The organism is Glycomyces tarimensis, assembly GCF_054776215.1.
Map to the genome: position 1 here is coordinate 707,185 of NZ_BAAHCB010000005.1, position 25,198 is coordinate 732,382.

18 protein-coding genes and 1 tRNA gene are annotated in these 25,198 nt (G+C 70.3%); 12 read left to right on the top strand and 7 right to left on the bottom strand.

Annotation, left to right across the window (positions count from 1 at the left end):
• Positions 1–9: 9 nt before the first annotated feature.
• The gene (locus ACYVK3_RS08740; RefSeq protein ID WP_460496883.1) at positions 10–816 is read right to left on the bottom strand and encodes a hypothetical protein; all 807 of its coding nucleotides are present in this window, start codon (positions 814–816) and stop codon (positions 10–12) included.
• A gap of 209 nt (positions 817–1,025) precedes the next feature.
• Between ACYVK3_RS08740 and mshB the strand changes: the two genes are divergently transcribed.
• From mshB to ACYVK3_RS08760, 4 genes are all read left to right on the top strand, one after another.
• Positions 1,026–1,904, top strand: coding sequence for a PIG-L family deacetylase (gene mshB, locus ACYVK3_RS08745; RefSeq protein ID WP_460496884.1), 879 nt, complete (start codon positions 1,026–1,028; stop codon positions 1,902–1,904).
• A gap of 66 nt (positions 1,905–1,970) precedes the next feature.
• On the top strand, positions 1,971–3,761 hold the full coding sequence (locus ACYVK3_RS08750) for a pyruvate oxidase (RefSeq protein WP_460496885.1): 1,791 nt from the start codon (positions 1,971–1,973) through the stop codon (positions 3,759–3,761).
• A 28-nt stretch (positions 3,762–3,789) separates the two neighbouring features.
• Positions 3,790–4,452, top strand: coding sequence for an MgtC/SapB family protein (locus ACYVK3_RS08755; protein ID WP_460496886.1), 663 nt, complete (start codon positions 3,790–3,792; stop codon positions 4,450–4,452).
• 4 nt (positions 4,453–4,456) lie between these two features.
• A complete protein-coding gene (locus ACYVK3_RS08760; RefSeq protein ID WP_460496887.1) occupies positions 4,457–5,239 on the top strand; it encodes a PP2C family serine/threonine-protein phosphatase in 783 nt (260 codons plus the stop codon).
• A gap of 51 nt (positions 5,240–5,290) precedes the next feature.
• Here ACYVK3_RS08760 and ACYVK3_RS08765 read toward each other — a convergent pair whose 3' ends face one another.
• The 4 genes from ACYVK3_RS08765 to ACYVK3_RS08780 form a co-directional block, all read right to left on the bottom strand.
• Positions 5,291–7,705 carry an ExeM/NucH family extracellular endonuclease gene (locus ACYVK3_RS08765; RefSeq protein WP_460496888.1) on the bottom strand — a complete coding sequence of 805 codons (2,415 nt, stop codon included), beginning with the start codon at positions 7,703–7,705 and terminating at the stop codon, positions 5,291–5,293.
• Positions 7,706–7,930: 225 nt separating this feature from the next.
• Positions 7,931–8,503 (bottom strand): hypothetical protein, encoded by a 573-nt coding sequence (locus ACYVK3_RS08770; RefSeq protein ID WP_460496889.1) that lies wholly within the window; start codon positions 8,501–8,503, stop codon positions 7,931–7,933.
• Positions 8,504–8,648: 145 nt separating this feature from the next.
• The gene (locus tag ACYVK3_RS08775) at positions 8,649–9,089 is read right to left on the bottom strand and encodes a VOC family protein (protein ID WP_460496890.1); all 441 of its coding nucleotides are present in this window, start codon (positions 9,087–9,089) and stop codon (positions 8,649–8,651) included.
• Between the two features lie 284 nt (positions 9,090–9,373).
• Positions 9,374–9,447, bottom strand: a tRNA-Arg gene (locus ACYVK3_RS08780).
• Positions 9,448–9,811: 364 nt separating this feature from the next.
• Between ACYVK3_RS08780 and ACYVK3_RS08785 the strand changes: the two genes are divergently transcribed.
• On the top strand, positions 9,812–10,807 hold the full coding sequence (locus ACYVK3_RS08785; RefSeq protein WP_460496891.1) for a M48 family metallopeptidase: 996 nt from the start codon (positions 9,812–9,814) through the stop codon (positions 10,805–10,807).
• A 49-nt stretch (positions 10,808–10,856) separates the two neighbouring features.
• Here the strand turns inward: ACYVK3_RS08785 and ACYVK3_RS08790 are convergent, their stop codons facing one another.
• On the bottom strand, positions 10,857–12,197 hold the full coding sequence (locus ACYVK3_RS08790) for a M20/M25/M40 family metallo-hydrolase (RefSeq protein ID WP_460496892.1): 1,341 nt from the start codon (positions 12,195–12,197) through the stop codon (positions 10,857–10,859).
• Between the two features lie 39 nt (positions 12,198–12,236).
• Here ACYVK3_RS08790 and ACYVK3_RS08795 point away from each other — a divergent pair, with 39 nt between their 5' ends.
• Complete coding sequence (locus tag ACYVK3_RS08795) at positions 12,237–13,013, top strand: SURF1 family cytochrome oxidase biogenesis protein (protein WP_460496994.1); 777 nt, start codon at positions 12,237–12,239, stop codon at positions 13,011–13,013.
• Here ACYVK3_RS08795 and ACYVK3_RS08800 read toward each other — a convergent pair.
• Positions 12,976–15,150 carry a transglycosylase domain-containing protein gene (locus tag ACYVK3_RS08800; protein ID WP_460496893.1) on the bottom strand — a complete coding sequence of 725 codons (2,175 nt, stop codon included), beginning with the start codon at positions 15,148–15,150 and terminating at the stop codon, positions 12,976–12,978. The two genes, ACYVK3_RS08795 and ACYVK3_RS08800, sit on opposite strands and share 38 nt — an antisense overlap.
• 216 nt (positions 15,151–15,366) lie before the next feature.
• On the opposite strand from ACYVK3_RS08800, the gene cobA reads away from it, so the two are divergent.
• The 6 genes from cobA (at position 15,367) to ACYVK3_RS08830 (ending at position 25,111) form a co-directional block, all read left to right on the top strand.
• Positions 15,367–16,566, top strand: coding sequence for a siroheme synthase family protein (gene cobA / locus ACYVK3_RS08805; protein ID WP_460496894.1), 1,200 nt, complete (start codon positions 15,367–15,369; stop codon positions 16,564–16,566).
• 241 nt (positions 16,567–16,807) lie between these two features.
• A complete protein-coding gene (locus tag ACYVK3_RS08810; RefSeq protein ID WP_460496895.1) occupies positions 16,808–17,896 on the top strand; it encodes a DUF1611 domain-containing protein in 1,089 nt (362 codons plus the stop codon).
• A 231-nt stretch (positions 17,897–18,127) separates the two neighbouring features.
• The gene (locus ACYVK3_RS08815; RefSeq protein WP_460496896.1) at positions 18,128–20,752 is read left to right on the top strand and encodes a fibronectin type III domain-containing protein; all 2,625 of its coding nucleotides are present in this window, start codon (positions 18,128–18,130) and stop codon (positions 20,750–20,752) included.
• A 53-nt stretch (positions 20,753–20,805) separates the two neighbouring features.
• Positions 20,806–21,786, top strand: a complete 981-nt coding sequence (locus tag ACYVK3_RS08820) for an AAA family ATPase (protein WP_460496995.1) — start codon at positions 20,806–20,808, stop codon at positions 21,784–21,786.
• A complete protein-coding gene (locus tag ACYVK3_RS08825) occupies positions 21,783–22,985 on the top strand; it encodes a DUF58 domain-containing protein (protein ID WP_460496897.1) in 1,203 nt (400 codons plus the stop codon). Before ACYVK3_RS08820 ends, ACYVK3_RS08825 begins: the two co-directional genes overlap by 4 nt.
• Positions 22,982–25,111 (top strand): transglutaminase TgpA family protein, encoded by a 2,130-nt coding sequence (locus ACYVK3_RS08830; protein ID WP_460496898.1) that lies wholly within the window; start codon positions 22,982–22,984, stop codon positions 25,109–25,111. Before ACYVK3_RS08825 ends, ACYVK3_RS08830 begins: the two co-directional genes overlap by 4 nt.
• Positions 25,112–25,198 lie beyond the last annotated feature (87 nt).

Consider the following 25,198-nt stretch of genomic DNA (forward strand, 5'->3'; position numbering starts at 1 on the left):
TTGCCTGCCTTAGTTGATGAATCGGAGGTCGTTGATCCAGCCGGCCGCGACGGCCATGACGTAGAAGTCGGTCAGCGCCAGCGAGGCGAGCGTGATCCAGGCCCACATCATGTGGCGGTTGTTGAGCACGGTCACGGCCGTCCACAGGCGGTACCGCACCGGGTGCTTGGAGAAGTGGCGCAAGCGCCCGCCCATGACGTGGCGGCACGAGTGGCACCCGAGCGTGTAGCACCACAGCAGGACCACGTTGGTGAGCAGCACGAGGTTCCCCATGCCGAAACCGAAGCCCTCGGGGGAGTGGAAGGCCAGGATCGCGTCGTAGGTGTTGATGGCCGAGATGAGGACGGCGGCGTAGAAGAAGTACCGGTGGAAGTTCTGCCCGATCAGGGGGAAGCGGGTCTCGCCGGTGTAGCGGGCGTGCCCGTCGGGGACGGCGCAGGCGGGCGGCGAGAGCCAGAACGACCGGTAGTACGCCTTGCGGTAGTAGTAGCAGGTGAGCCGGAAGGCCAGCAGGAACGGCAGGCTCAGCGCCGCGTAGGGGAGGAGCGGATGGTTCGGCAGGAACCGTCCGAAGTGGGCGGATTCGGGGAGGCAGCCCTCGGAGACGCACGGCGAGTAGAACGGCGTCAGGTAGTGGTAGTCGGCCACCCAGTAGTCGCCTTGGTAGAAGACGCGGAAGGTCGCGTAGGCGGCCCAGACGGTGATGCCGACGACCGTGAGGATCGGACCGCGCATCCAATTGTCGGTCCTGAGATTTCGGGCCTTGATCGCCGCGCGCGGCGGTGTGGATACGGAGGTGTCGTCGGTAGTGGCCATCAGCGCCCCTTCGCGCGAGAATCCGGACAACACGGGCTCTGAGCGCCCGCTCAGCGCAGGATAACGCCCCGATTGCGGCCGTAGGACATGGGGTTCATCACAAAGCCGAGCAAATTTCAGATCGTATCGGTAGCGTTCAGTGTTTTCCACGAGCCGCATGTGGCTACAGTGCCCTGCTGAGGTCCGACCTCGCGGATAGGCTTGCCCGCATGACCGAACGCGGCATCCTGTTCGTCCATGCCCACCCCGACGACGAGACCGTCGGCACCGGCGCCACCCTCGCCCACTACGCGGCCCGGCCGGACGCGCACGTCACCGTCGTCACCTGCACGCTCGGCGAGGAGGGCGAGGTCCGCGTCCCCGAACTGGCGATGCTCGCCGCCACCGAGGCCGACCAGCTCGGCGGCTTCCGCTACTGGGAGTACCGCCACGCCACCGAGGCCCTCGGCGTCACCGACACCCACTTCCTCGGCGGCGTCGGCCGCTGGAGGGACTCCGGCATGATGGGCCTGCCCAGCAACGAACATCCGAGGGCCTTCTGGGGCGCCGACGTCGACACCGCCGCCGCCGACCTCGTCCGCATCATCCGCGAGCGGCGGCCCGACGTGCTCGTCACCTACGACCCCGACGGCTTCTACGGCCACCCCGACCACATCCAGGCCCACCGCGTCGCCATGCGCGGCGCCGAACTCGCCGCCGACCCCGCCTGGCGAGCCGAGTCCGGCGCGGCCCACAGCATCCGCAAGATCTATTGGACAACGATGTCCAAAGGCTTCCTCGCCGCGCAGTTCGAACTCTTCGCCGGCGCCGGCGACAATCCCTTCGCCGACGCCGCCTCGGTCGACGAGCTCCCCTTCGGCACCCCCGACGACGAGATCGACGCCTGCGTCAGCGACCCGGCCGCCGCCGAGAAGAAGCGCGCGGCGATGCGCGCCTACCGCACCCAGGTCGCCCCCGGCGACTGGCTCGACGTCCTCGGCGAACAGCTCGCCGCCGAGCACGCCGGGGCCGAGCACTACCGTCTCGTCAAGGGCGACAAGGGCACCGGCTCCGGCCCGCACGGCTGGGAGACCGACCTCCTCGCCTGAGGATTGAGCACGGCCCGCCAGGGTAATCCCAAGGCCCCGAACACAGCGACACCTGGGAGGCCCGCCATGGCCGCGACAGTCGGCGACCACATCATCGAACGGCTCCGCGAATGGGGCGTCGAACAAGTCTTCGGGTATCCCGGCGACGGCATCAACGGCATCCTCGTCGCCTTCGGCGAATCCGACAACCGGCCGCGCTTCGTCCAATCCCGCCACGAGGAGATGTCCGCCTTCGAAGCCGTCGGCTACGCCAAATTCTCCGGAAGACCCGGCGTCTGCATGGCCACCTCCGGACCCGGCGCGATCCACCTCCTCAACGGCCTCTACGACGCCAAGCTCGACCACGTGCCCGTCGTCGCGATCGTCGGCCAGGTCGCCCGCAGCTCCATGGGAGGCGCCTACCAGCAGGAAGTCGACCTCCACACCCTCTTCAAGGACGTCGCCTCCGGCTACCTCGCCGAGATCGAGGTCGCCGAGCAGCTCCCGATGGCCCTCGACCGGGCCTTCCGCACCGCCGAGGCACACCGCTGCCCGACCGCCGTCATCGTCCCCGCCGACCTCCAGGAAGCGGACTACGAGGCACCCAAACACGAGTTCAAGCAGGTCCCCTCCTCCGACCCCGGACGCGAGCGCTTCCACGTCCTCCCCGACGACGGCGACCTCCACCGCGCCGCCGAGATCATCAACGAAGGCGAGAAGATCGCCATCCTCGCCGGCCAAGGCGCCCGCAGCGCCGCCGAAGAGCTGCGGATCGTCGCCGAGGCCACCGGCGCCGGCGTCGCCAAGGCACTGCTCGGCAAGGACGTCCTCTCCGACGAGCTCCCGTACGTCACCGGAGCGATCGGCCTGCTCGGCACGCGCCCCAGCTACGAACTCATGCGCGACTGCGACACCCTCCTCATCGTCGGCTCCAACATGCCCTACAGCCAGTTCCTTCCCGAATACGGGCAGGCCAGGGCCGTGCAGATCGACATCGACGGCGCCATGATCGGCATGCGCTACCCCACCGAGATCAACCTCGTCGGCGACGCCAAGGCCACACTCGCCGCCCTCATACCCAAACTCGACCGCCGACCCCGCCGGTCCTGGCGCGAGACCATCGAGAAGAACGTCGCCGACTGGTGGGACACCATCGGACAGCAGGCCATGGTCGACGCCGATCCGGTCAACCCGATGCGCATCGTCCACGAACTGTCCGAACGCATCCCCGACGACGCCATCGTCACCGCCGACTCCGGTTCCTCCACCAACTGGTACGCGCGCAACCTCAAGATGCGCGGCACCATGCGAGGCTCCCTGTCGGGCACCCTCGCGACGATGGGCAGCGGCGTGCCCTACGCGATCGGCGCGAAGTTCGCCGACCCGCGGCGCCCCGTCGTCGCCCTCGTCGGCGACGGCGCCATGCAGATGAACGGCCTGGCCGAACTCATCACCGTCGAGCACTACCACCACCTGTGGGACGACCCGCGCCTGATCGTGTGCGTGTTCAACAACGCCGACCTCAACCAGGTCACCTGGGAGCTGCGCGCCATGGGCGGCGCGCCGAAGTTCGAGCCCTCGCAGTCACTGCCGCGCATCTCCTACGCCGACTTCGCCCACTCCATCGGACTGGAGGGCATGACCGTCGACGAACCCGGCGCCCTCGCGAACGCCTGGGACCGGGCCTTCGCGGCCGACAAGCCGGTCGTCATCGACGTCCACTGCGACCCGGCCGTGCCGCCCATCCCGCCCCACGCCACGCTCGAACAGATCACATCGACAACCCAGGCCCTGCTCAAGGGCGATCCCGAGGCCTGGCACGTGTTCGTCCAGGGCGCCAAGACGAAGGCACGTGAGATGATGCCCGGCGGCAGGTGAAGCAGCCAGAGCGCGAAGGACGACATAGATGGGATTCTGGGAACAGCTGGCGCTGGTCGCGCTGGCCATGGGCTTGGGCGTCGTCGTGGGCGCCGAACGCGAATACCAGGGCAAGGCCGCCGGGATGCGCACGCACGCGCTCATCGCCGTCGGCGCCGCCCTGTTCGTCACGTCCGGACGCTGGGGCTTCGACCTCATCGTCGGCACGCCCGGCGTCGACCCCGCTCGTATCGCGGCCCAAGTGGTCGCCGGCATCGGCTTCCTCGGCGCGGGCGTCATCTTCGTCCAGAGAAACCTCGTGTTCGGGATGACGACCGCGGCCTCGATCTGGGTGACCACGGCGATCGCCATGGCCGCCGCGGCGGGGCTGCCGCTCCTGGCCGGCGCGGTGACCGCGATGCACCTGATCGTCGTGCTCGGCCTCAACCCGATCGAGCGCGTCATCGCCAGGCACGCCCTCCACGCCGGCAAGCTGCACCTGACGTACACCTCGACGGAAACGCTCACCGACGCGCTCTCGACATGCACCGACGAGGGCTTCAACGTCGTCGAGATCAGCACCGAGAACGAACACCGGAACGGTGAGCGCACCACGACCCTGACCCTCTACGGCAGGGGCTCGGTCGCGGACCTGACGAGCCAGCTGATTCGAGAGACCAGCATCGTCGGCGTCTCGTTCGAAGAGGGCTGAGCCCGTGCCCGTGGAGACCGCGGCCGCCACGCTGGCGGGCGGGCCGGCGCCGAACGAAGACTGCTACCTGGTGTCGAACTCATGGGCGCTGGTGCTGGACGGCGTGACGCGATATCCCGACGACGGCTGCGTGCACGACGTGCCCTGGTACGTCGCCGCCCTGGCGAGCGCACTGGCACCGCGACTGTCGGACGAGCGGCGGCCGCTCCGTTCGGCGCTCGCGGCGGCGATCCAGGCCGTCGCCGGTCGGCACCGCTCGACATGCGACCTCGCGAATCCGGTCTCACCGGCCGCCACGGTCGCCCTCGCCCGGGTGGCGGGCGAGCGGTTCGAATGGCTGGTGCTCGGCGACTGCGCCGTGGTCTGGCAGCGGCGCGGAGGCGACCCGCACGTCCTCTCCGACGATCGGCTCGCGCGCCTGGCGAATCCGCCGAAGGCCGTCGACGTCGGCGGCATCCGGAGGTACCCCGTCGATTACCTCGCCGAGGTCCGCAATCGCCCCGGCGGCTTCTGGGTGGCCTCGACCGATCCCGAGGCGGCCGACGAAGCCCTCGCCGGCGCCGTCCCGGCGGGTGGGCTCGAGACCGCGGTGCTCGCCACCGACGGCCTCACGAGACTGACCGAGCGGTACGGCCGTTCGTGGCAGGACATGCTGGAGACCGCGCGGTCGCTCGGCGTGCCGAGGCTTCTAAAACAGGTCCGGGAGGCCGAGCGCGCCGATCCCGCGCTGCACGACCGCGGCAAGCCGCACGACGACGCGACCGGCGTGCTCATCCGCTTTCAGTAGCGACGCGAACGAGGGGCGGCGGCCTCGGCCGCCGCCCCTCGCCGCCGTGCCCTACCTGCGGCCCCCGCGTCCAGGCCCGTCGCTGACCAGGGAGACCAGCAGCGGGTCGTGGTCGGACGAGCCGTGCGCGGTGTCGTCGATCGGGTCGTTGTAGTAGAGGTACCCGACCGGGGCGCGCGAGTTGATTTGCCACACCTCGGCGTCGGTGATCTTCGCGGCCAGGGACGGCGAGGCGAACGCGTAGTCCAGTCGCCCGTAGCGGCCGTCGAACTTGTAGGTGAAGGCGTCGTCCCCGAGCGATTGGACCAGGTCGGTGAAGCCGGCGTCGACCAGCGTCTCGATCGGGTCCTCCTCCTCGTAGGAGTTGAAGTCGCCCACCAGCAGCGCGTCGTCGGTCGGGAACGGCGTGGCGCCCTCGTCGACCCATGCGATGAGCCGCTCGACGACGTGGTCGCGGGTGAGGTTGCAGTTGCCGGTCAGCTCGGTCTCGACGTCCTCGCCGAGGCCGAAGCCGGGGCCGGCGCCGTTCTCGCAGGAGGAGCCCTTGGACTTGAGGTGGTTCACGACCACGGTGACGAATTCCTTGTCGATCTTGAACGTCTGCGCCAGCGGCCAGCGGCTCAGGCCCGGGTCGCCGGTCAGTTCGCTGTTGATGTCGAAGGTGGTCGTCGGACCGACCGGCACGGCGCGGTCGGTCTGGTAGATCAGCGCCTGCGCGATCGCGTCGGTGCCCAGACCGCCGCCGCCGAGGCCCTCGTCGGTGAGGAGGTCCTCCTCGGGCACCACCCAGTCGTAGACTTCCGCGCCGGCTTCGGCGTTGAGGGCTTCGACGAGGGTCTGGACCGACGGGACGGTGTTCGGGTCGTCGTCGTAGTGGTCCTCGTAGTCGTTCTCGATCTCGATCAGGCCGAGCACGGCGGCGTCCATCTGGAGGATCGCGTCGACGATCTTCGCGGTCTGCCGCTCGAACTGCTCCTGGTTCTGCGCGCCGCGCAGGACCTCGGAGTCGCCGAAGGTGTTGAAGTAGTTGAGGACGTTGAACGACGCGAAGTCGTTCCCGTCGGCCAGGGCCGGAGCCTCGGGCCGCTGATCGGTGTCCTCGGTCTCGGGGAAGTACCGGTCGCCCAGCGGCTCGATCTTGAACTCGTCGAAGCTGTAGTTCAGGGCGCCGACGACCGATCCGGCGGGCATGGTGTCGCCCGCGGAGAGGCCCTCGTCGTACAGCTCCCACGGGAAGGGGTTGTACTGGCTGGACGCCTCGTCGCGGTCGTTGACCTTGAGGAAGGAAGCCGCGTTGGCCTCGTGCAGCTCGGTCGCGGCCGGGTCGCTCGGCGCGTGGACCGACGTCGGCTGGCGCAGCAGATCAGGGTGGGCGAGTCCCAGCTCGCCGAACTGGTACGCCGCGAAGAGCCCGCTCACGACGAGGTCTTGGTCGGTCACGACCAGCATGGACTCGAGCGCTTCGCGGCCGTGGCCGTCGAGCGGCAGCGCGATCGGCGTCGGCTCGATCTCGACCGGTGCCGCCTCGCAGATCGCGAGCTCGGGGCGGGAGAGCTGGGTCAGCCCGTAGTAGGCGGTGGCCCGGCCGGTGAGCTCGACGGTGTCGCCCGCGGCGGGCAGGTCGCCGTCCGGCCGGTGGACGAACAGGCCCTCGGAGCTGAGCGGATCACCGTCGTGATCGGCCGGCTCCTCCTGGACGAAGAATCCGTCGAGATCGGCGTCGGCCATGGTGACCACCGCGCGCACGGTGACGGTCCGGCCGTCCAGGGGCGAGTCGTACCGCTCCGCAGGATCGGCCCCGGACCCTTGGACCGCGCTGATGGGCGTGATGTCGCCGGCGGCCGCATCACAGCTCGACGGGTCGGGGTCCGGCTCGCCGCCGCTCTCGTCGGGGTGGACGCCGAGCCGGTCGACGGTGTTGCTCGGGTGCGAGGAGAAGGCGTCCAAGGTGAACGCGTCGTCCGGGACGGTGTCCCGGGCCAGGTCGGTGCGCCGCAAGGTGACGTCGGCGGCGAAGTCGGCGTCGTCGCCGACCTGGCCGAAACCGTCGATGACGTCGCCCGAAGCGGTGTCGAACAGGACGACCGCGTCATTGCCGTTGAAGTTCACCGCGCCCGAGGTGGCGTCGATCTCGCCGCCGAGCGCGAATCCCTCGTCGTCGTTGAAGCTGGGGTGGGCGAGCACGAAGACGTCGCCGTCGGCCAGCGCACCGCCGAAGGTGTAGGACGAGGTGGGGCCTTCGGCGAGGGTTCGACCGTTCGAGTAGAGCCGGAACTCCAGGTCGGTGAGGTCCACGGCGGTGCCGGTGCCGTTGTAGATCTCGATGGCCTTGTTGAAGCTGCTGCCTTCCACGTATTCGGTGATGACGAGGCCGTCGGTGGCCGGTTCGGCGGCCATCGCCGGCATGGCGGCCAGGGGCACGGCCACCAGGGCCGGTACCGCGAGGGTCAAGAGACGAGAGCGCATGAGGGTCCTCGATTCGGGGACGGATACGTGCCCGCGCGAGCGGGCCGAGGGGCCGCCTCGAGATTAGGCCATGAGTTCGACGCCCAGGTGACGTCCCGGCAACGAAACGGGCGCGCCAGGCAGTGAGCCGATTCGCGCGGCTGATGGTCGGGGCGCCCGGCGGGGACGAGGTGCCTGCCGAGGCCCCTCAGCCCCTGGGGCGCCCCCGATGTACCGGCCGGGGGGTCATCCCAGGATCGCCTGGATGACCGCGGTGTCGTCGGTGCGTTCCAGCAGGTGCACCACGATCCCTCCGGCCCCTGGTTCCGGCAGCTCCTGCCCTTCCTCGGCGCATGAGAGGCTCCCGCTGCCGTCGGCGTGGGCGGCGAAGGTGCAGGCGGGGTGATACAGCAGGCCTCCGCCGCCGCCCAGTCCGCTCGGTTTGGTCAAGTTCACCCTGACGCCGTCGTCTTCGAACGCGGCCTCCACCGTCCACTGGCCATCGGCCCCGCTGAGGGGGAACTCGACCGAACCGGAGAAGGACACCTCGCATGCGCCGTCGTCGCAGGACTCGAAGTCGGCGCTGTTCTCGCCGGACGATGCGGAGTCCTCCTCCGTCGCCTCCGGTTTTCTGGGGGCGGTGGAGCGCGGAGCGGCCGAAGCGGCGGTCTCCAGGCTCGGGGAGGGCGAGGTGGCCGCGGCAGACTCGGGGTTCGACGCGTCGGCGTCCGACCCCGTGCCGCATCCGGCCGCGGCCAGGACTACGAGCAGCGCACCGATCGCCATGTGCCGTTTGAGGAAAGCTCGCGAGGTCATCATGCGGTGATTCTAGGCGGCCGCCCGGAAACCGCTCCGAGGCCGAACCGATGCGACGCCGATCGAATTCGGATGCCATCGGCCCGGCGCACAAGCGCGAGGGCCCCCGCGAACCGCAGCGGACGGCGACTGACGGCTCCGGCCGCGATCAGTCGAGCTGTTGGGCCAGTCCGACGACGATGCCTTCGGGCCCGCGGACGTAGCAGAGCAGATAGACATCCTCGTACCGCACGATCTCGCCGACGAGCTCGGCGCCGTGGGGTTTCAGGCGGGCCACGGTGTCCTCGATGTCGTCGACGGCGAACATGACGCGGCGGATCCCCAACGTGTTCGACGGCGCGTTCGCCGGCTCCGAGCGGATCGGCGCCGGCTCGTGGAAGCTCGCCAGCTCGATCTTGCCGTGGCCGTCCGGGGTCCGGAGCATGGCGATGTCCTGCCGGACGTTCTCCAGTCCGATGACCCGTTCCGCCCATGACCCTTCGAGCGGTGCCTTGCCCTCCAGCGTCATGCCGAGGTCGACGAAGAACTCGATGACGGCGTCGAGGTCTTCGACCACGATGAGGACGTTGTCCATGCGTTGAATCGTCATGCACCGAAGCGTAGCGACCGAATGCTCCCGGCGAGGACTCCGGCGGCGATGAACTCCGAGTCGCCCAGGGGCGGCCCGCCGAGACCGACGGCCCGTGCTCAGTCGAAGGTGATCGCCTCGCTCCCGGGCATAGGCCCGATCCTGGGCGCGGCCGCGGTTTCCGTGCCGCCAGCTGCGGCCGCGTTCCCGAGCTCGTTTCGGCGGTTCGGTCCCAGGGCCTCGGCGTCTCGGGAACCGGAGATCTTATCGAACTGCCCGATAGGCCACTGACCAGGGCGAATGGGCGCGCCAGGCAGGATTCGAACCTGCGACCGTCGGATTAGAAGTCCGGTGCTCTATCCAGCTGAGCTACTGGCGCCCGGCGCGCTCGCTGAACGGACGCCACGCCAGCGCAAGGATACCCGCTGGGAGCGAACACACGGATACGGGGCGTCGGAAGAACACCCCAAACGATTCTTCGCGACGCCCCGGAATTGCTGACCCAAGTCAATGAGTAGTCGCTGAGCGCGAGCGTGTCAAGCGCCGTGCCGCGTGTTGTCGCCAAGTTGTTACGAAGGCCTAAGTGGCAAGTCGCCATGCGTCCCATCGAGAGCGGTTGCGGCTCTTGACGAGCGGCAGCGACCTTTTTGCGGTCGCGGGCGGGCCGGTCCGGATTCCGCCGCGGGGCCACGGAGCGGGACCGCTGTGTCACACTGGCCTCAGACGATCTGTGAGGAGCGGGCATGTCCGACCAGCAGCCACCCCGAACCGAGTCCCAACCGGCCCCGCGAGAGCCGGTGGTCTTGCGGGGCATATCGACTCGAGCGTGGGAGCACCCGGCCGACCGTGGCGCACTGGTCGCCCTGCGCGAATTGCGGGGCTTCGACATCGTGCTCCGACGGCTCTCCGGCCTGGTGTCCGAGCGGACCCTGCGCCTGATGTTCCTCGGCTCGGCCATCCGGGTCGACCGCCACCAGTACGCTCGGGTCCACGAGGCCTACTTGAGCGTCGCCGCGGCCCTCGACGTCGAAGGCGATCTCCCCGAGCTCTACATCACGCGCAATCCCGACCTCGGCGGGATGTGCATTGGCATCGACAAGCCGCTGATCGTCATCAACTCCGGGTCCCTCGAGCTGCTCGACCCGACCGAACTGCGCTTCCTGCTCGCCCACGAGCTCGGCCACGCCCTGTCCGGGCACGGCCTGTACCGGACGCTGATGATGGTGCTGCTGCGCCTGACGACCTCGGTCGCGTGGATTCCGGTCGGCGTCGTCGGCCTGCGCATCATCACCGCGGCCCTGCAGGAGTGGAGCCGCAAGTCGGAGCTGTCGGCCGACCGGGCCGGCATGCTCGCCGTCCAGGACCCGGCCGCCGCGATCCGGGTCATGGCGAAGATGGCCGGCGGCGGCGACCTGTCCGACGTGGACACCACCGCGTTCCTTGAGCAGGCCAAGGACTTCGAGACCGGCGGGGACCTGCGTGACAGCTTCCTCAAGCTCATGCTGCTCGAACAGCGCAGCCACGACTTCTCCGTCGCCCGCGCCGCCTCGCTCAAGCGCTGGATCGACGAGGGCGAGTACCGCGACTACCTCTCGGGGAACTACCCGCGGCGCGAGGACGACGCGAACGCCTCGATCTCCGAGGAGGCCAGGGCCGCCGCGAAGTCCTACAAGGACGTCTTCGAGACCTCCGGCGACCCTCTCGCCAAGCTGATGCGGAAGCTCCGCGACAGCTTCTAGCGACGACTCGGGCAAGAGGTCGGACGCTTCGGCGTCCGTCCTCTCGCGCTCATCGCTTGAGCTTCTCCAGCAGCAGCGTCTCGGCCACGCAGACCCGCTCGAACATTTGCAGGTCGAGGGACTCGTTGGGGCCGTGCGGGTTCGACAGCTGATCCTCCACACCGGTCACCAGGATCGCGGCATCGGGGAAGAGCTCCTGGAACGTCGCGATCATCGGGATCGAACCGCCGATGCCGATCTCCACCGGTGCCGTCCCGTCCCAGGCCTCGGTGAACGCCGCCCGCGCCGCGTCGAAGGCCGGACCGGTCGAGTCGATGACGCACGGGTCGCCGACGCCGTCCTCGGGGACGACGCGCACTTCGGCGCCCCAGGGGACGTGGGCCTCGAAGTGCTCCGTGACGGCCTTGATCGCGTTGGCGCCGGTGTCGCCGGGCGCGAGCCGGAACGACACCTTCGCCCTCGCGGTCGGCTGGAGCGCGTTCGCCGCCTCGGCCGCGCCGGGCGCGTCGATGCCGAGGACGGTCGCGGTCGGCTTGGTCCACATCCGGGAGGTCAGCGACCCGGACCCCAGGAATTCGGCGCCCGGCAGCATCCCGGTCTCCTCGCGCAGCTTCGCCTCCTCGTAGTCGAGGTCGATCGGCGCGGCGGTGACCAGGCCGTCGACGGCGACATCGCCGTTCGCGTCGTGCAGGGTCGCCACGAGCCGGCACAGCGCGGTGAGCGCGTCGGGCACGGCGCCGCCGTAGATGCCGGAGTGGACCGCGCCGGTCAGCACCGCGGTCTCGACGTAGACGTTGATCACACCGCGCAGCGACGTGGTGAGCGCCGGGACATCGGTGCGCCAGTTCGTGGAGTCGGCGATGACGACGACGTCGGCGGCCAGTTCGCGCTGGTGCTCGCGCAGCAGGGCCTCCAGGGTCGGTGAGCCGAACTCTTCCTCGCCCTCGATGAGCAGCTTGACGCCGACCGGCGGTTTCCCGCCGTAGGCGCGCAGGGCGGCGATGTGCGCCATGACCCCGGCCTTGTCGTCGGCGACGCCGCGGGCGTACAGCCGTCCGCCTCGCTCGACCGGCTCGAACGGGTCGTCCTGGTCCCACAGCGACAGGTCGCCGGTGGGCTGGACGTCCTGGTGGGCGTACAGCAGCACGGTCGGCTGCCCGGCCGGGGCGGGAAAGTGCGCGAACACGCTCGGCTGCCCACGGCCGTGCCGCAGCTGCCTGACCTCGCGGGCGCCCGCCTCGGTGAGCAGGCGCTGCACTTCGTCGGCGCCGCGACGGACCGGCTCGTGGTCGAATCCGTCGAAGGCCACTGCGGGGATCCGCACGAGTGCTTCCAGATCGGCGCGCACGGCCGGCATGGCGGCGCGCACCGCATTCACGACATCGCTCATGGGGCGCAATCCTATGCCGCGTCTAGACTCGTCGTCGTGATGAAGTCGTACCGGTTCCTGGGGACGCCTCGCTGGCTGGTGCTGTCCGCGGCCGGGATCGTCGTGATGGTCGTGTGCGCGCTGCTGTCGCAGTGGCAGTGGGGCAGGGCCCTCGACCGTGCCGAGGCGAACGAGCGGATCGAGGCCGCCGACCAGTCGCACCCGGTGGATGATGTGATCCCGCCGGGGGAGGGCCTCGACGAGTCCGCCCGCTGGACCCTGGTCGAGGCGACCGGCGAGTACGACGCGGGTGGCGAGATCGTGCTGCGCGCCCAGACCAACGACGGCGTCAACGGCTACGAGATCGTGACGCCGCTGGTGCTGGAGGACGGCACCGCGGTCCTGGTCGACCGGGGCTTCGTGCCCGCGGCGAGCGACGGCGGCATTCCTGACTACCCGGCCGCGCCTTCGGGCGAGGTCACGGTGACCGGCCGGGTCTATGAGTCCGAGCCCGCGGGGGGCGAGGTCAGCGAGGAGGACGGTGTGCTCACGTCGCGGCGCTTGAGCCTCGACCAGCTCGGGGAGCACGTCGACCACGAGTTGCGCGCGGCCTGGATCGCGGACGTCGAGCCCGGCGAGGGCCTGACGGCGCTGGAGACGCCGTCGTTCCGGTCGTGGCAGAACTATTCGTACGCCGTCCAGTGGGCGCTGTTCGCCGTGCTCGTGCCGTTCGGCTGGGTGGTGCTGGTCCGCCGCGAGCTGCGCGGCGAGCCCGACGGCCCGGCAGGGGACGAGCGGATCAGCCCCCGAACTGGATCGCCTTCGACGGCGGCGTGAAGTCCTCGACCGGTTCGTCCTCCAGCGCCTCCTTGAGGATCGTGCCGACCGTCTCCTTCGACACGATCGAGTTCGATTTGCCCACCGGGTTGAAGATGTAGTCCGGATCGGCCATGAACGCCCCCACGCTGAGCTGCGGCGTGTAGCCCAGGAACCACGAGGCGCGGTCGTCGTCGGTCGTACCGGACTTCCCGGCCACCGGCCGGTCGACCATCTCGCCGACGACGCGCGAGGTGCCCCAGTCGCCGCACTCGACGCCCTTGCGTTCCTGTTCGGTGACGCATCTGCCCGCGTCGGTGGCCGCCCGGGCCACGTCCTTGTCCAGCTCCTGATGGCACCGCGGCGAGGCGACGTCGAGCTCGTGCCCGTTCGGGTCGATCACCCGCAGCGTCGGTATCGGCTCGCAGTACTCGCCCTCGGCGGCGAGGGTGTTGAACACGTTCGTCATCTCGATCGGCTGCACGTCGGAGACGCCGAGCGTGAACGGCCCCCAGCCCGCGCGGCGCTCCTCGGACGCGTAGTAGGCGTCGCCCTCGCTGCGCCACTGCAGACCCATACGCTCGGCCATCTCGACGGCCTTGTCGGCGCCCACTTGGTCGATCAGCTGCGCGAAGTAGGTGTTGACGGACATCCCGAAGCCGGACCACATGTCGCGGTCGCCGGCCATGGACGCCGAGCCGTTCTTCGGGCACCATCGTCCGCCGCACGCCGTCGTCGCCGACACGAAGCTCGTCGCCACCCGGTGCGGGGAGTGGATGTTGTGGTCGAGCGTGTAGCCCGCGTCGAGCGCGGCGAGCAGCGTGAACACCTTGAACGTGGAGCCGGCCTGGTAACCGCCGGTGTCGCCGCCGCCGAGCACCGGGTTGACGGTGTTGGGGTAGTTGCCCTTGCGTTTGTCGTAGCTGGGGTTCGAGTGCGGGCCGTTGCCGGACTGGTCGTAGGAGAACGTGCGGTTCAGTCCGAGCGCCTTGAGGCGCCCGGTGCCGGGCTCCATCACCACCGCGCCGTGCGCGAGCGGATCGTCCTGGTCCTTCGCGTCGTTCACCGTGTCGTTCGCGAGCTTCTGCAGCTCGGGATCGAGGGTGGTGATCACGGTGTACCCGCCCTGGCGCAGCTCCTTCTCGCGTTCGGCCTGGGTCTCCCCGAAGGCGTCCTGCTCGCGCCACCAGCGCCGGAAGTAGTCGCAGAAGAAACCGTACTCGCTGGTGGTGCCCTCGACGCCGATGCACGAGTTCGGCGGGTCGGACACGTCCAGTTCGATCGGCAGGCCCCGCACCTCCGAGGCGTCGCCGCGCGAGAGGTAGTCGACCTCGACCATCCGGTCGAGCACCCAGTTGCGCCGGCTCAGCGCCGAGGTCTGGTCCGAGGAGATCGGGTCGTACGACGAGGGCGCCTGGACGAGCCCGGCCAGCAGCGCGGCCTCCTGCAGCTTCAGCTCCGAGGGGTGCTTGGAGAAGTACACCTGGCTGGCCGCGAAGATCCCGTACGCGTTGTGCCCGAAGTACGCCTGGTTCAGGTACTTCTCGAGGATCTCGTCCTTGGTCATCTGCTCCTCGACGGCCATCGCCAGGCGCGCTTCGCGGAGCTTGCGCGTCGCGGTCTGCTCGGTGGCCTCGATGACCTCGTCGATCGATTCGGCGTTGAGCTGGAGCGCTCCGCGCACGTACTGCATGGTGATCGTCGAGGCGCCCTGCTCGACGCCGCCGGAGGTCTGGTTGGCGACCGCGGCGCGCATGATGCCGCGGTAGTCGATGCCGTTGTGGTCGTAGAACCGCGCGTCCTCGGCGGCGACGATCGCCTGGCGCATCACCGGCGCGACCTCGTCGAGCGCGACGTGGCGGCGGAACTCGTCGTAGAACAGGCTGACGAGCGTCTCGCCGTCCGAGGCGTACACATAGGATGTCAGCGGCGGATCGGTGTCGGCGACCTCTTCGGAGAGCACGTCGATCGCGTCGAAGCCCGCCTTCGCGCTGAGACTGGCCATGGCCACCATCGGGAACACGAGGACCGCTATGGCCAGTCCGCACAGCAGACTGGTACGGAGCAGGGCATATACCCCGTCGGCGTGCGTCTTCGGGCCTCCGGTGTCTTGGGAGTCGACGCCGGTCATGTGCCGCTGGCGGGGTCGATTGCGCATATACCCAGCTTAGGCCACAACAGCCACGGGAAGGTGAAAAAACTCACGCCCGCGTGAAACGCGTTTACGCAGGCGTGCAAGCGCTACGGCTCGGTATCGCTCGAGCGCAGCGAGGGTCGCCGGAGGCTCGTAACAGGTTCGCAACGAGTCGGTTAGCCGCATGCCACGCGATCCGCCTACGCTTGGCGTCAGTGACAGGGAGCGGAGGAGGCAGACGTGTCGGTCTACGAGGTTGGGCTGCGATTGCGCGGCAAACCGGTGCTCGTCGTCGGCGGCGGCGCCATCGCCGCGAGGCGCGTCCCACGCCTGCTTGACGCCGGCGCCCAGGTGCGGCTCGTCGCCCCGGAGGTCACCACGACCCTCAGCGACTACGCCGCCTCCGGCGAGCTCCACTGGGACGAGCGCCCCTACGCGAGCGGCGACACCGTCGGCGCCTGGTTCGTCCTCGCCGCCACCGACGACCCGGCCGTGAACGCCGCGGTCGCCGCCGAGGCCGAGGCCGACCGGATCTGGTGCGTCCGCGCCGACGACGCCGAGGCCTCGAACGCCTGGACGCTCGCCGCCACCGCCTTCGACGACGTCTCGGTCGCCGTCTCGGCGGGCGGCGACCCCGCCCGCGCCGCGGGCGTCCGCGACGCGATCGCCGCGCTGCTGCGCACCGGCGAGCTCGACGCCCCCCGCACCCGCGCGCGGCGGCGGCCCGCCGGCGTCGCGCTCATCGGCGCCGGCCCCGGCGACGCCGACCTCATCACCCTGCGGGGCCTCGAACTGCTGCGCCAGGCCGAAGTGGTCGTCTCCGACCGCCTCGCCCCCCAAGCGCTCCTCGACCTGCTCGCCGACGACGCCGAGATCGTCGACGCCGCCAAGCTCCCCTACGGCCGGCACACCACGCAGGAGCAGATCAACGCCGTCATGGTCGAGCGCGCACTCGCCGGGAAGTTCGTCGTGCGCCTCAAGGGCGGCGACGGCTTCGTCTTCGGCCGCGGCGCCGAGGAGCTCGACGCCTGCCTCGAGGCCGGCGTCCCCGTCCAGGTCGTCCCCGGCCTGTCCTCCTCGATCGCCGGTCCCGCCGCCGCGGGCATCAGCGTCACCGAGCGCGGCATCGTCCACGACTTCACCGTCGTCACCGGGCACGTCCCGCCGGCCGACCCGAAAAGCCGCGTCAACTGGGACGCCCTCGCGCGGTCCAACGGCACGCTCGTGCTCCTCATGGCCGTCAAGAACCGCGCCGCGATCGCCGAGGCACTCATCGGCGGCGGCAGGGACTCCGAGAGCCCGGTTCGCATCGTCGAGAACGCCACGACGAAGAACCAGACCGTGCGCGCCTGCACCCTCGGAACGCTCGCTTCGACCGAGGCGAATCATCCCGCGGTGATCGTCATCGGCGCCGTCGCCGGACGCAGCCGAGAACTCTAGTCTTCCCAGCTCAGCGATGGGGCCGCCCGCAAGGGCGGCCCTTCGCTCCCGCGTGGTCTAGACGCCTTCGCACATTCACCGAATCCACCCTTTACAAAGCCGGAGCAGAGACCGTAATATTCGCTCATCAACAGCGCTGCACTCGCAGTGTCCGCCACCGCGGTCTCTGAATCCGACCGCTCGTGTCTTCCATTCACAGGGGCTCTTCAGCCGACCCCTATCTGTCCTATTAGGAGTATGCGTGCGCATTCGCGAATTCCCCTACGAGCTCGTATCGCGACTGAAGATCGCCTATACCGTCCGCAATGTCGACCTGACCGCCCCCGGACTCACACTCGTCGACGACTGCACCCCGCGCCCGGGCAACATCCTCGCCGCCCGCGTCGACGCCATCGGACACCACAACTGGCTCGAACTCGGATCAGGCCGCAAATCGGTGATCTACCCCGGAGACGAGCTCCTCCTCGCCTTCGGCGAGCGCTACGCACCCGACCAGTACGAAGCCGCCGTACCCACCGACCTCACCACCGTCGACCTAGTGGCCGCCGGCGGCGTCGCCGGACGCGTCACCAGCCGACACGCCGACATGGCCCCGCCGACCGCGCTCGAAGCCATCGGCGTCCTCGCCGACCGCGAAGGCGTCCCGCTCGACCTGCGCCGCTACTCCGTGCTCAACCCCTTCGGCCTCGGCGACCACCCGCCGGTGATCACCGTCGTCGGCACCTCCATGAACGCCGGCAAATCCACCACCGCCGCCTCCCTCATCCGCGGCCTGACCCGCTCGGGCCGCCGCGTCGCCGGCATCAAGGTCACCGGCACCGGCGCCGGGGGCGACCCGTGGATGTTCCGCGACTCGGGAGCCGCGGTGGCCGCCGACTTCACCGACGGCGGCTACGCCACTACCGCCGGCGTCCCCGTGCCCGAACTCGCCGAACTCGCCCAGACCCTCTACCACCACGTCGCCGCCTGCGACGTCGACGCCGTGGTCATGGAGATCGCCGACGGCATCCTCCAGACCGAGACCTCGGCCCTGCTCGAGTTCCCGGTCATGCGCGAGCTCATCGACGGCGTCGTCCTCGCCGCCGCCGACGCCGCAGGCGCCCGCTACGGCGCCTTCCACCTGCGCGGCCTCGGCCTGCCGGTCCTGGCCGCCTCCGGCCGCCTCACCCAGTCCGCGCTGGCGATCCGCGAGGCCGCCGCGGGCATGGACGCGCCCGTGCACACGCCCGCCGAACTCGCGCAGGCCGACGTGGCGCTGTCCGTCCTCAATCTGGCCGAGGTCAGCCGCGGCCGACGCGCCGGCATCCTCGAGGTCGGCGAGGCCGCTTAGGGCGACAGCAGGGCGGCGCGCCCGGCGCGCCGCCCGTCGTATAGGGCAGATCCCACTTCGAGCCACCCGGCTCCGAGACCTTCTTGTGATATTGGGAAGCTGGTTGCGGTTGCGTGGGCGAATTAGGCTCAACTTCGTGTGCCGACCCTCCGGAAACGATCGGACCCCTCTGGAGCCGACCCCGCGCTCAAGCGCCCTGACCATAGCTGATCCCACAGAGGAACCGCCTCAATGACCAATCTCAACTCCGATGCCCGGCGTCTCAACGTCAAGGGCCTCCTCATCGCGGTTGGACTTCCGGTCGTGCTCGTCGGCGCTCTGGTCGCCACACTTCTCGGCACCGGCGCCTTCAGCCGCGAGAACAACGGCCAAGACGCCAGCCTGTGGCTGTGGACCACCCCCGCCGGCGAGATCGCGCGCGTCAACGGCCTGACGGCCGCCACCGACGCCCGCTTCGAGATCGAGGACGCCGCGGGCAACGCCGTCCAGATCGAGCAGACCGACACCCACCTCCTCCTGCGCAACATCGCCACCGGACAGGTCAGCGCGATCGACCTCTCCACGCTCGCGCTCACCGGCGAGGCCGAGACGGCCCCCGGCGAGGGCGTCCGCGTCGCCCTCCACGACGACGGCGCGTTCATCGTCGACCAGACCCAAGGCCTGGTCAACCAGGTCGACCCCGTCTCGCTCCAGCCGGTCGGCGACCCGCTGGCGTTCCCCGCCGGGCTCACCGGCGGCGCCTTCGACAAGGACGGCAAGCTGTGGGTCGGCGTCCCGCGCGAGGGCACGATCGTCCAGATCGAACCGCGAGACAGCGGCGCGAACGCCGTCAACACGCAGGTCGTGGCCGAGCCGCGCCAAGACCTCGCCCTGACCGTCCTCGGCGACGGCGTGGCCGTGCTCAACTCGACCGTGCAGCAGATGACGACGCTGCGCGGGGACGGGCGCATGCACCAGTCCGACATCGAACTGCTCGGACCGACCCAGACCGCCGAGACCAGCCCCGGCACCGTCGCGGCCGTGACCGTCACCGACCCGCCGTCGGTGATCACCGTCGACGACGAGCAGTCCCACCGCTTCGACATCGCCGCCGGCCCCTCGCAGCTGCTCGGCGCTTCGATGGAGTTCCACCAGCGCGTGTACGTCCCGGACGGCGCGGCCGGCCTGGTGTGGGTCTACGACCTGGAGGGCAACGAGCTCGACCGGATCGAAGTCGACTCCGGCGGCGGCCCGATCGAGCTGTACCACACCGGCGACACCCTGTTCGCGAACGCGGTGAACACCAACAACGCCGTGGTCGTCTCCTCCGACGGCAACGCCCGACTGGCCGAGAAGGACCGCGACGACATCCTCGGCGGCAACGCCCCGCCCGAAGACGAGGAGGACGGCTCCGGCGACGAGGGCGACGAGGGCGATGGCGAGGGCGGCGAAGAGGTCGGCCCGCCCGGCGCGGTCACCAACCTCGCGGGCACCGTCGGCGACGGCCTGATCAACCTCTCGTGGGACGCCGCCCCGAACAACGGCTCGGCGCTCACCAAGTACGTCATCGAGGGCGCGGGCGACACGTGGGAGATCGCCCCGGGCCAGCGCATCCTGGAGATCGACGGGCTCACCAACGGCGAGCCCTACACGTTCACCGTGACCGCGCACAACGAGTACGGCCCCGGCGACACGGCCACCTCGCCGTCGATCATCCCCTCGGCCGAGGTCCCCGACCCGGTCGAGAACGTGCAGGCGGTGGCGAAGCCCGACGGCACCGTGGAGGTGACGTGGGACGAGGCCAACGGCCAGGGCAACGAGGTCTCCGGCTACCAGGTCGAGTCCGTGACCGGCGGCGGCGAACGGTCCGTGGTCGGGCAGTCCGACGGCACCACGTTCGTGGTCCCGGAGGACACGCTGGCCTACAACAACGTCCAGTACGCCTTCTCGGTCACGACCTTGTCCGGCGCGTCGGCCTCCGAGCCGTCGGACCTGTCGAACTCCGTGGCGCCGTTCAAGGCGCCCGAGCCTCCGACCGAGCTGCTCGCCCAGACCGCCGCGAACGCGGCAGGGTCGATCGACGTCATCTGGGACCAGCCGGTCAACAACGGACGGCCGATCGAGAAGTACATCGTGCGCGCTGGCGACCAGACCAAGGAGGTCGCGAACGCCACGAACGTGCGCATGGACGGCTTCTCCAACGGCGCGGAGGTGAACGTCACCGTCACGGCGGTGAACGAGGCCGGCGAGTCCGAGCCCGCCCAGACCACGTCGAACACCATGGACGCCCCGACGGTCGCGATCCAGGGGCACTCCTCGACCGCCAACTCGATCACGCTGAACCTGACGTACGACGACGGCGGCGGCACCGCCACCTGCGACCTGCTCCGCGACGGTGCGGTCAAGGTCGACAACGGCTCGTGCGACAAGCTCACCGAGAGCGGGCTCAACGCCTCGACCGAGCACACTTACAAGGTTCGGATCAACAACCCCGCCGGCAGCTCCACGACGAACAATTACAAAGCCTCGACCACGGTCGTCAACGGGGAGGTGTACTTCGGCTGCGACTCGCAGGACACGCAGTACTGTCGGTCCCTCGACGGTGTCAGCATCTACCCTCAACCCGACCAGGCCGGCAATGAGATTGGCACGACCAACACCGGTGACCGCTACAAGGCCTTCTGTTGGACCACCGGCGATACGGTCATCCAGAAGGGCGGTCCGGAGATCGATGGCAACAACGACTACCACCCGGGCAAGAACGCCTCCGACAAGTGGATCAAGATCGACCATGCCGCCAAGGCCTACATTCCGTTCGTCTGGATCAACATCGACGGCGTAGGCAAGAACTCGACCGGGGATCTCCCCGCCTGTTAGCAGGAGAAACGATGGACACTGAGCAGACCCATCCGTTGCACTTGCCTCGGCCCGTGCAGCAGCCGGTGACGCTCAACGCCGGGCAGGCCGAGGCGTTCGCCGCGACGTTCGAACGCCTCGCCGCCGCGGTGGACACGGTCGTGCTCGGCAAGCCCGAAGTGGTGCGCCTGGCGCTGACGGCCATGTTCGCCGAGGGCCACATCCTCCTCGAGGACGTGCCCGGCACCGGGAAGACGACGCTGGCCCGCGCGATCGCCTCGGCGGTCTCGGGCAAGTGGCGCCGCATCCAGTTCACCCCGGACCTGCTGCCCTCCGACGTCTCCGGCGTCACGATCTTCAACCAGGCCTCGGGCGGCTTCGAGTTCCACCCCGGTCCTGTGTTCGCCAACCTCGTCATCGCCGACGAGATCAACCGCGCCAGCCCGAAGACCCAGTCGGCGCTGCTCGAGGTCATGGAGGAGGGGCGGGTGACCGTCGACGGCCACCCGCACTCGGTCCCGTCCCCGTTCATCGTCGTGGCCACCCAGAACCCGGTCGAGATGGACGGCACCTACCGGCTCCCGGAGGCCCAGCTCGACCGGTTCCTGGTGAAGCTGTCGGTCGGCTACCCGGTGGAGGCCGCCGAGATCGAGGTGCTGCGCGGCACCCACCAGCGCTCCCCGGAGAACATCCCGGCCGTGGTCGACACCGACACGGTCGAGCAGATGGCCGAGATCGCCAAGAGCGTCTACATCGCCGAGCCGCTGTACACCTACCTGGTGCAGCTGGCGAACGCCACCCGCAAGCACCCGCAGGTCGCGGTCGGGGTCAGCCCGCGCGGACTCATCGCGCTGACCCGGGCCGCCTCGGTGTTCGCGCTCTCGCAAGGCCGCACGTACATCATCCCCGAGGACGTCAAGGCGCTGGCCGAACCGGTGTTCTCGCACCGCATCCAGCTCGCCCCGGACGCGGCCATGCGCGGCGCCACCGGCGCCGCGGTGGTCGCCGACGTATTCGAGTCCGTCCCCGTGCCCCTGCCCGCTTCGGCGGCATGAACCGGCTCGAGTTCCTCCGTGCGGTCCCGGTGACCGCGCGGGGAGTGGGACTGGCCGCCGCGGCGGCCGTGCTGCTCCTCGCGGGCTGGCGGTGGAGCTATCCCGAGCTCGTCGCGATCGGCACGGCAGCGGGCCTCGCCTGCGTCGCCGCCGCCTCGGTGATCGCCGCCAGACCGCGCCTGGAGGTCGAGCGCTCGATCGCGCCGGACCGCGTCTCGGCCGGCCAGAGCGCCACGGTCGCCTTGGAGGTGCGCAACGCCGGGCGCTTCAGGGCCGTCAACGCCCGCGCCGTCGACACCTACGGCGGCGCCACGCACGCGAGTCGCCGCGTCGCCGTTCCCTTGGCGCGCCTGCGCCCCGGCAAGTCCACCAGCGCCACCTACTCGGTCACGACCGAGCGGCGCGGCGTCATCGAGTCCGGCCCGCTCGGGATCGGCAAGCGCGACCTCCTCGGCCTCGCCGCCACCGCCGGATCGTTCGGGCCCACCGCCCGGCTGTGGGTCCACCCGAGACTGTGGAACCTGGGGCGCACCCCCGACGGCCTCGCCCGCTCCCTGGAGGGCACCGCCGACAAGGTCGAGCAGGGCTCGCTGACGTTCCACTCCCTGCGCGAGTACGTCATCGGCGACGAGCTGCGCCACGTCCACTGGCGCACCTCCGCGCGCATCGGCCAGCTCATGGTCAAAGAGCACGTCGACACCTCGCTGCCCACCGTCGCCATCGCGCTCGACGACCGCCCCGACGCCTGGATCCCGGACGGCTCCGAAGCGGCCCGGCCCGACACCGGCGCCTTCGAGGCCGCCTGCGAGGCCGCCTACTCGGTCCTCACCGCGTGCTTCCGCGCCGAATACCATGCCGCGCTCGTCACCGCCTCGGGCAGCGCCGTCTCCGGCTCCGGCCGCGACGCCTACGGCGACCTGCTCGCCGAGCTCGCCTGCGACGCGAGCGACACCCTCGACACCTTCATCGCCCGCCTCACCGCCGGCCGCTTCGGCGACACGCTCGTGTGGATCACCGGCACCGAGCCGCCCACGCCCCGCCTCGCCGCCCTCAAACGCGCCTACCCCGTCGTCATCGCCGTCCACCTCGCCGGCGGCCTGCACACCTCGGCCTCACTCGTCGGCGGCCTGCCCTTCCTCAGAGCCGCCGACGGCGAGCAGTTCGCCGCGGCCTGGGACGGCGGAGGCACGGCCCTATGAGATTGAGCCGCTACCGCCTTCGCGTCGCCGTCGTCGCCATGTGCCTGACGGCCCTGTGCGCGCTCGCCGGGACCGTCGCCGCCCGCGTCTACCACGGCCTGCTCCTCACCGGTCTCGTCGCCGTGGCCGCGCTCGCCGCCTTCGGCATCGGCTTCCTGCTGCGCAACAAGCCGCCCTGGCTCGCCCCGACCGTCTCCTTCTGGGGCCTGGCCGCCTACCTGCTCGGCGCGTTCGCCCTCACGAGCGACGGCACCGAGCCGCTCGGCACCGTCGTGGTCGACGCGATCGTCAACGCCGTCCCGCGTACGCTCACGGCGCTCATCCCGGTGGAGGCCGCGCCCGACACCGTCGGCGTCCCGATCTTCCTCACCTGGCTCGCCGCGACCCTCGCCTGTGAATTCGCGATCCGCTACGGCCGCGTCCTCCTCGGGTGCCTGCCGCCGACACTGCTGTACGCCGCTGGCCTCTACCTCGTCGGCCCCAACGCCGCTCCCGCCGCCGCCCTCACCGTCGTCTACTGTCTGCTCGCCGGTCTCGCGCTCGCGGTGACGTCCGCCCCGCCGGGCCGCCGGCCCGACCGCGACGCCCAGATGGACGTCGCGGTCCCGAAGCGCAGCGCGAGGATGCTCGGCTCGGTCGTCGGCGCCGCGGTCCTGCTCCTCGCCGTCGTCGCGCTCGCGCCCCTCGCGACGCGGCTGGTCACCACCAGCCCCGGCGACCCGCGCGAGCTGGTCGAGCCGCCGCAGCTGACCGACATCGACCTCAACCCGCTCGTGCGCATCGCCGAATGGGCCAAATACCCCGACACGGAGCTGTTCCGAGCCGACATCGACGGCGACGCCGCGATGCGCCTGGGCGTCCTCACCGAATACGACGGCGTCACCTGGCAGGCCGGCGGCGATTTCCGCACTGCCGGGTCCGTCCTGCCCGGTTCCGGCGACGGCGACTTCACCGCCGAGGTCGAGATCATCGATCTCGGCGGCAAACTCGTGCCCGCCGTCGCCGACCCGGCCACCGTCGCCGACCTGCCCATCGCCGTCAACCTCCACACCCGCGGGCTGCTCACCCCGGAGGGGCTCGCCACCGGCGACCGCTACCGGGTCGGCTCCGACCTGCTCACCGTCGACCCCGAGGCCGCCACCGACGCCCGCATCGACCTGTCCGACCCGGTCAGCGTTGCCATCCCGCCGGGCGCGCCCGAGATCATGACGACCATCGCGGACTACATCACCGCCACCTACGACACCCCCTACGAGCGCGCCCGGGGCCTGGCCGACTTCCTGTCCCAGCACTACGCCTACGACGCCGACGCGCCCTCGGGACACGACTACCCGGCGCTCGGGTTCTTCCTGGAGAGCCCCGTCGAGGCCGGCGGGCAGCGGGGGACCAGCGAGCAGTTCGCCGCCGCGTACGCCGTCATCGCCCGCCTGGTCGGCCTGCCCACCCGCGTCGTCGTCGGCTTCGACGTCCCCGCCGGGGCCTCCACCGTCACCGCCGCCCAGGGCCTGGCCTGGCCCGAGATCGCCTTCGACGGCGTCGGCTGGGTCCGCTTCGACCCGATGCCCGCCGCCGGGGTCGCGCCCGTCCCACCCGAGCAGACCCTGGAAGAACTCGAAGAGGAGCCGAGCGAAGAGCCCGAGGAGAACGCCGGCGACGGCGAGGCCGAGGACTACAACGACCCGGCGCTCGAGAACGAGGAGGGCGACTTCGACGGCGAGAACGCCGCCGAGGAGGAAGGCGTCCCGACGTGGCTGTGGTGGGCGCTCGCCGCACTCGCGATCGCCTCGATACCGCTGGTGCTCAAGGCCCGCAGACGGTTGCGGCAGCGGCGCCGGCTGCGGCGCGGTTCACCGGCCGAACGCGTCGCGGGCGCGTGGGCCGAAGTGCTCGACCAGGCCGCCCGCGCCGGCGTCACGATCGGCCCGCACGCCAACGCCGAGGAGGCCGCCGCCCGAGCGGCGACACTCGACGCGGACCTGGGCCGACTGCCGGCGCTGGTGAACCAGGCGGCGTTCGCGCCCGGCTCGGTGAACGAGGCCGACGCCGAGGCGGCGGGCGCGATCGCGCTCGGTTACCGACGCGACACGAACTCGCGTGTCAGGCGTTGGCGGCGTGTCGTGGCATAGCTTGTGCCCGTTAGTTGCCGGTATGTGAACAAGTAGTGACGCAAACGGTGGGTCGCTCCGAGAAAGACGGCGGTGACCTGGCAGACT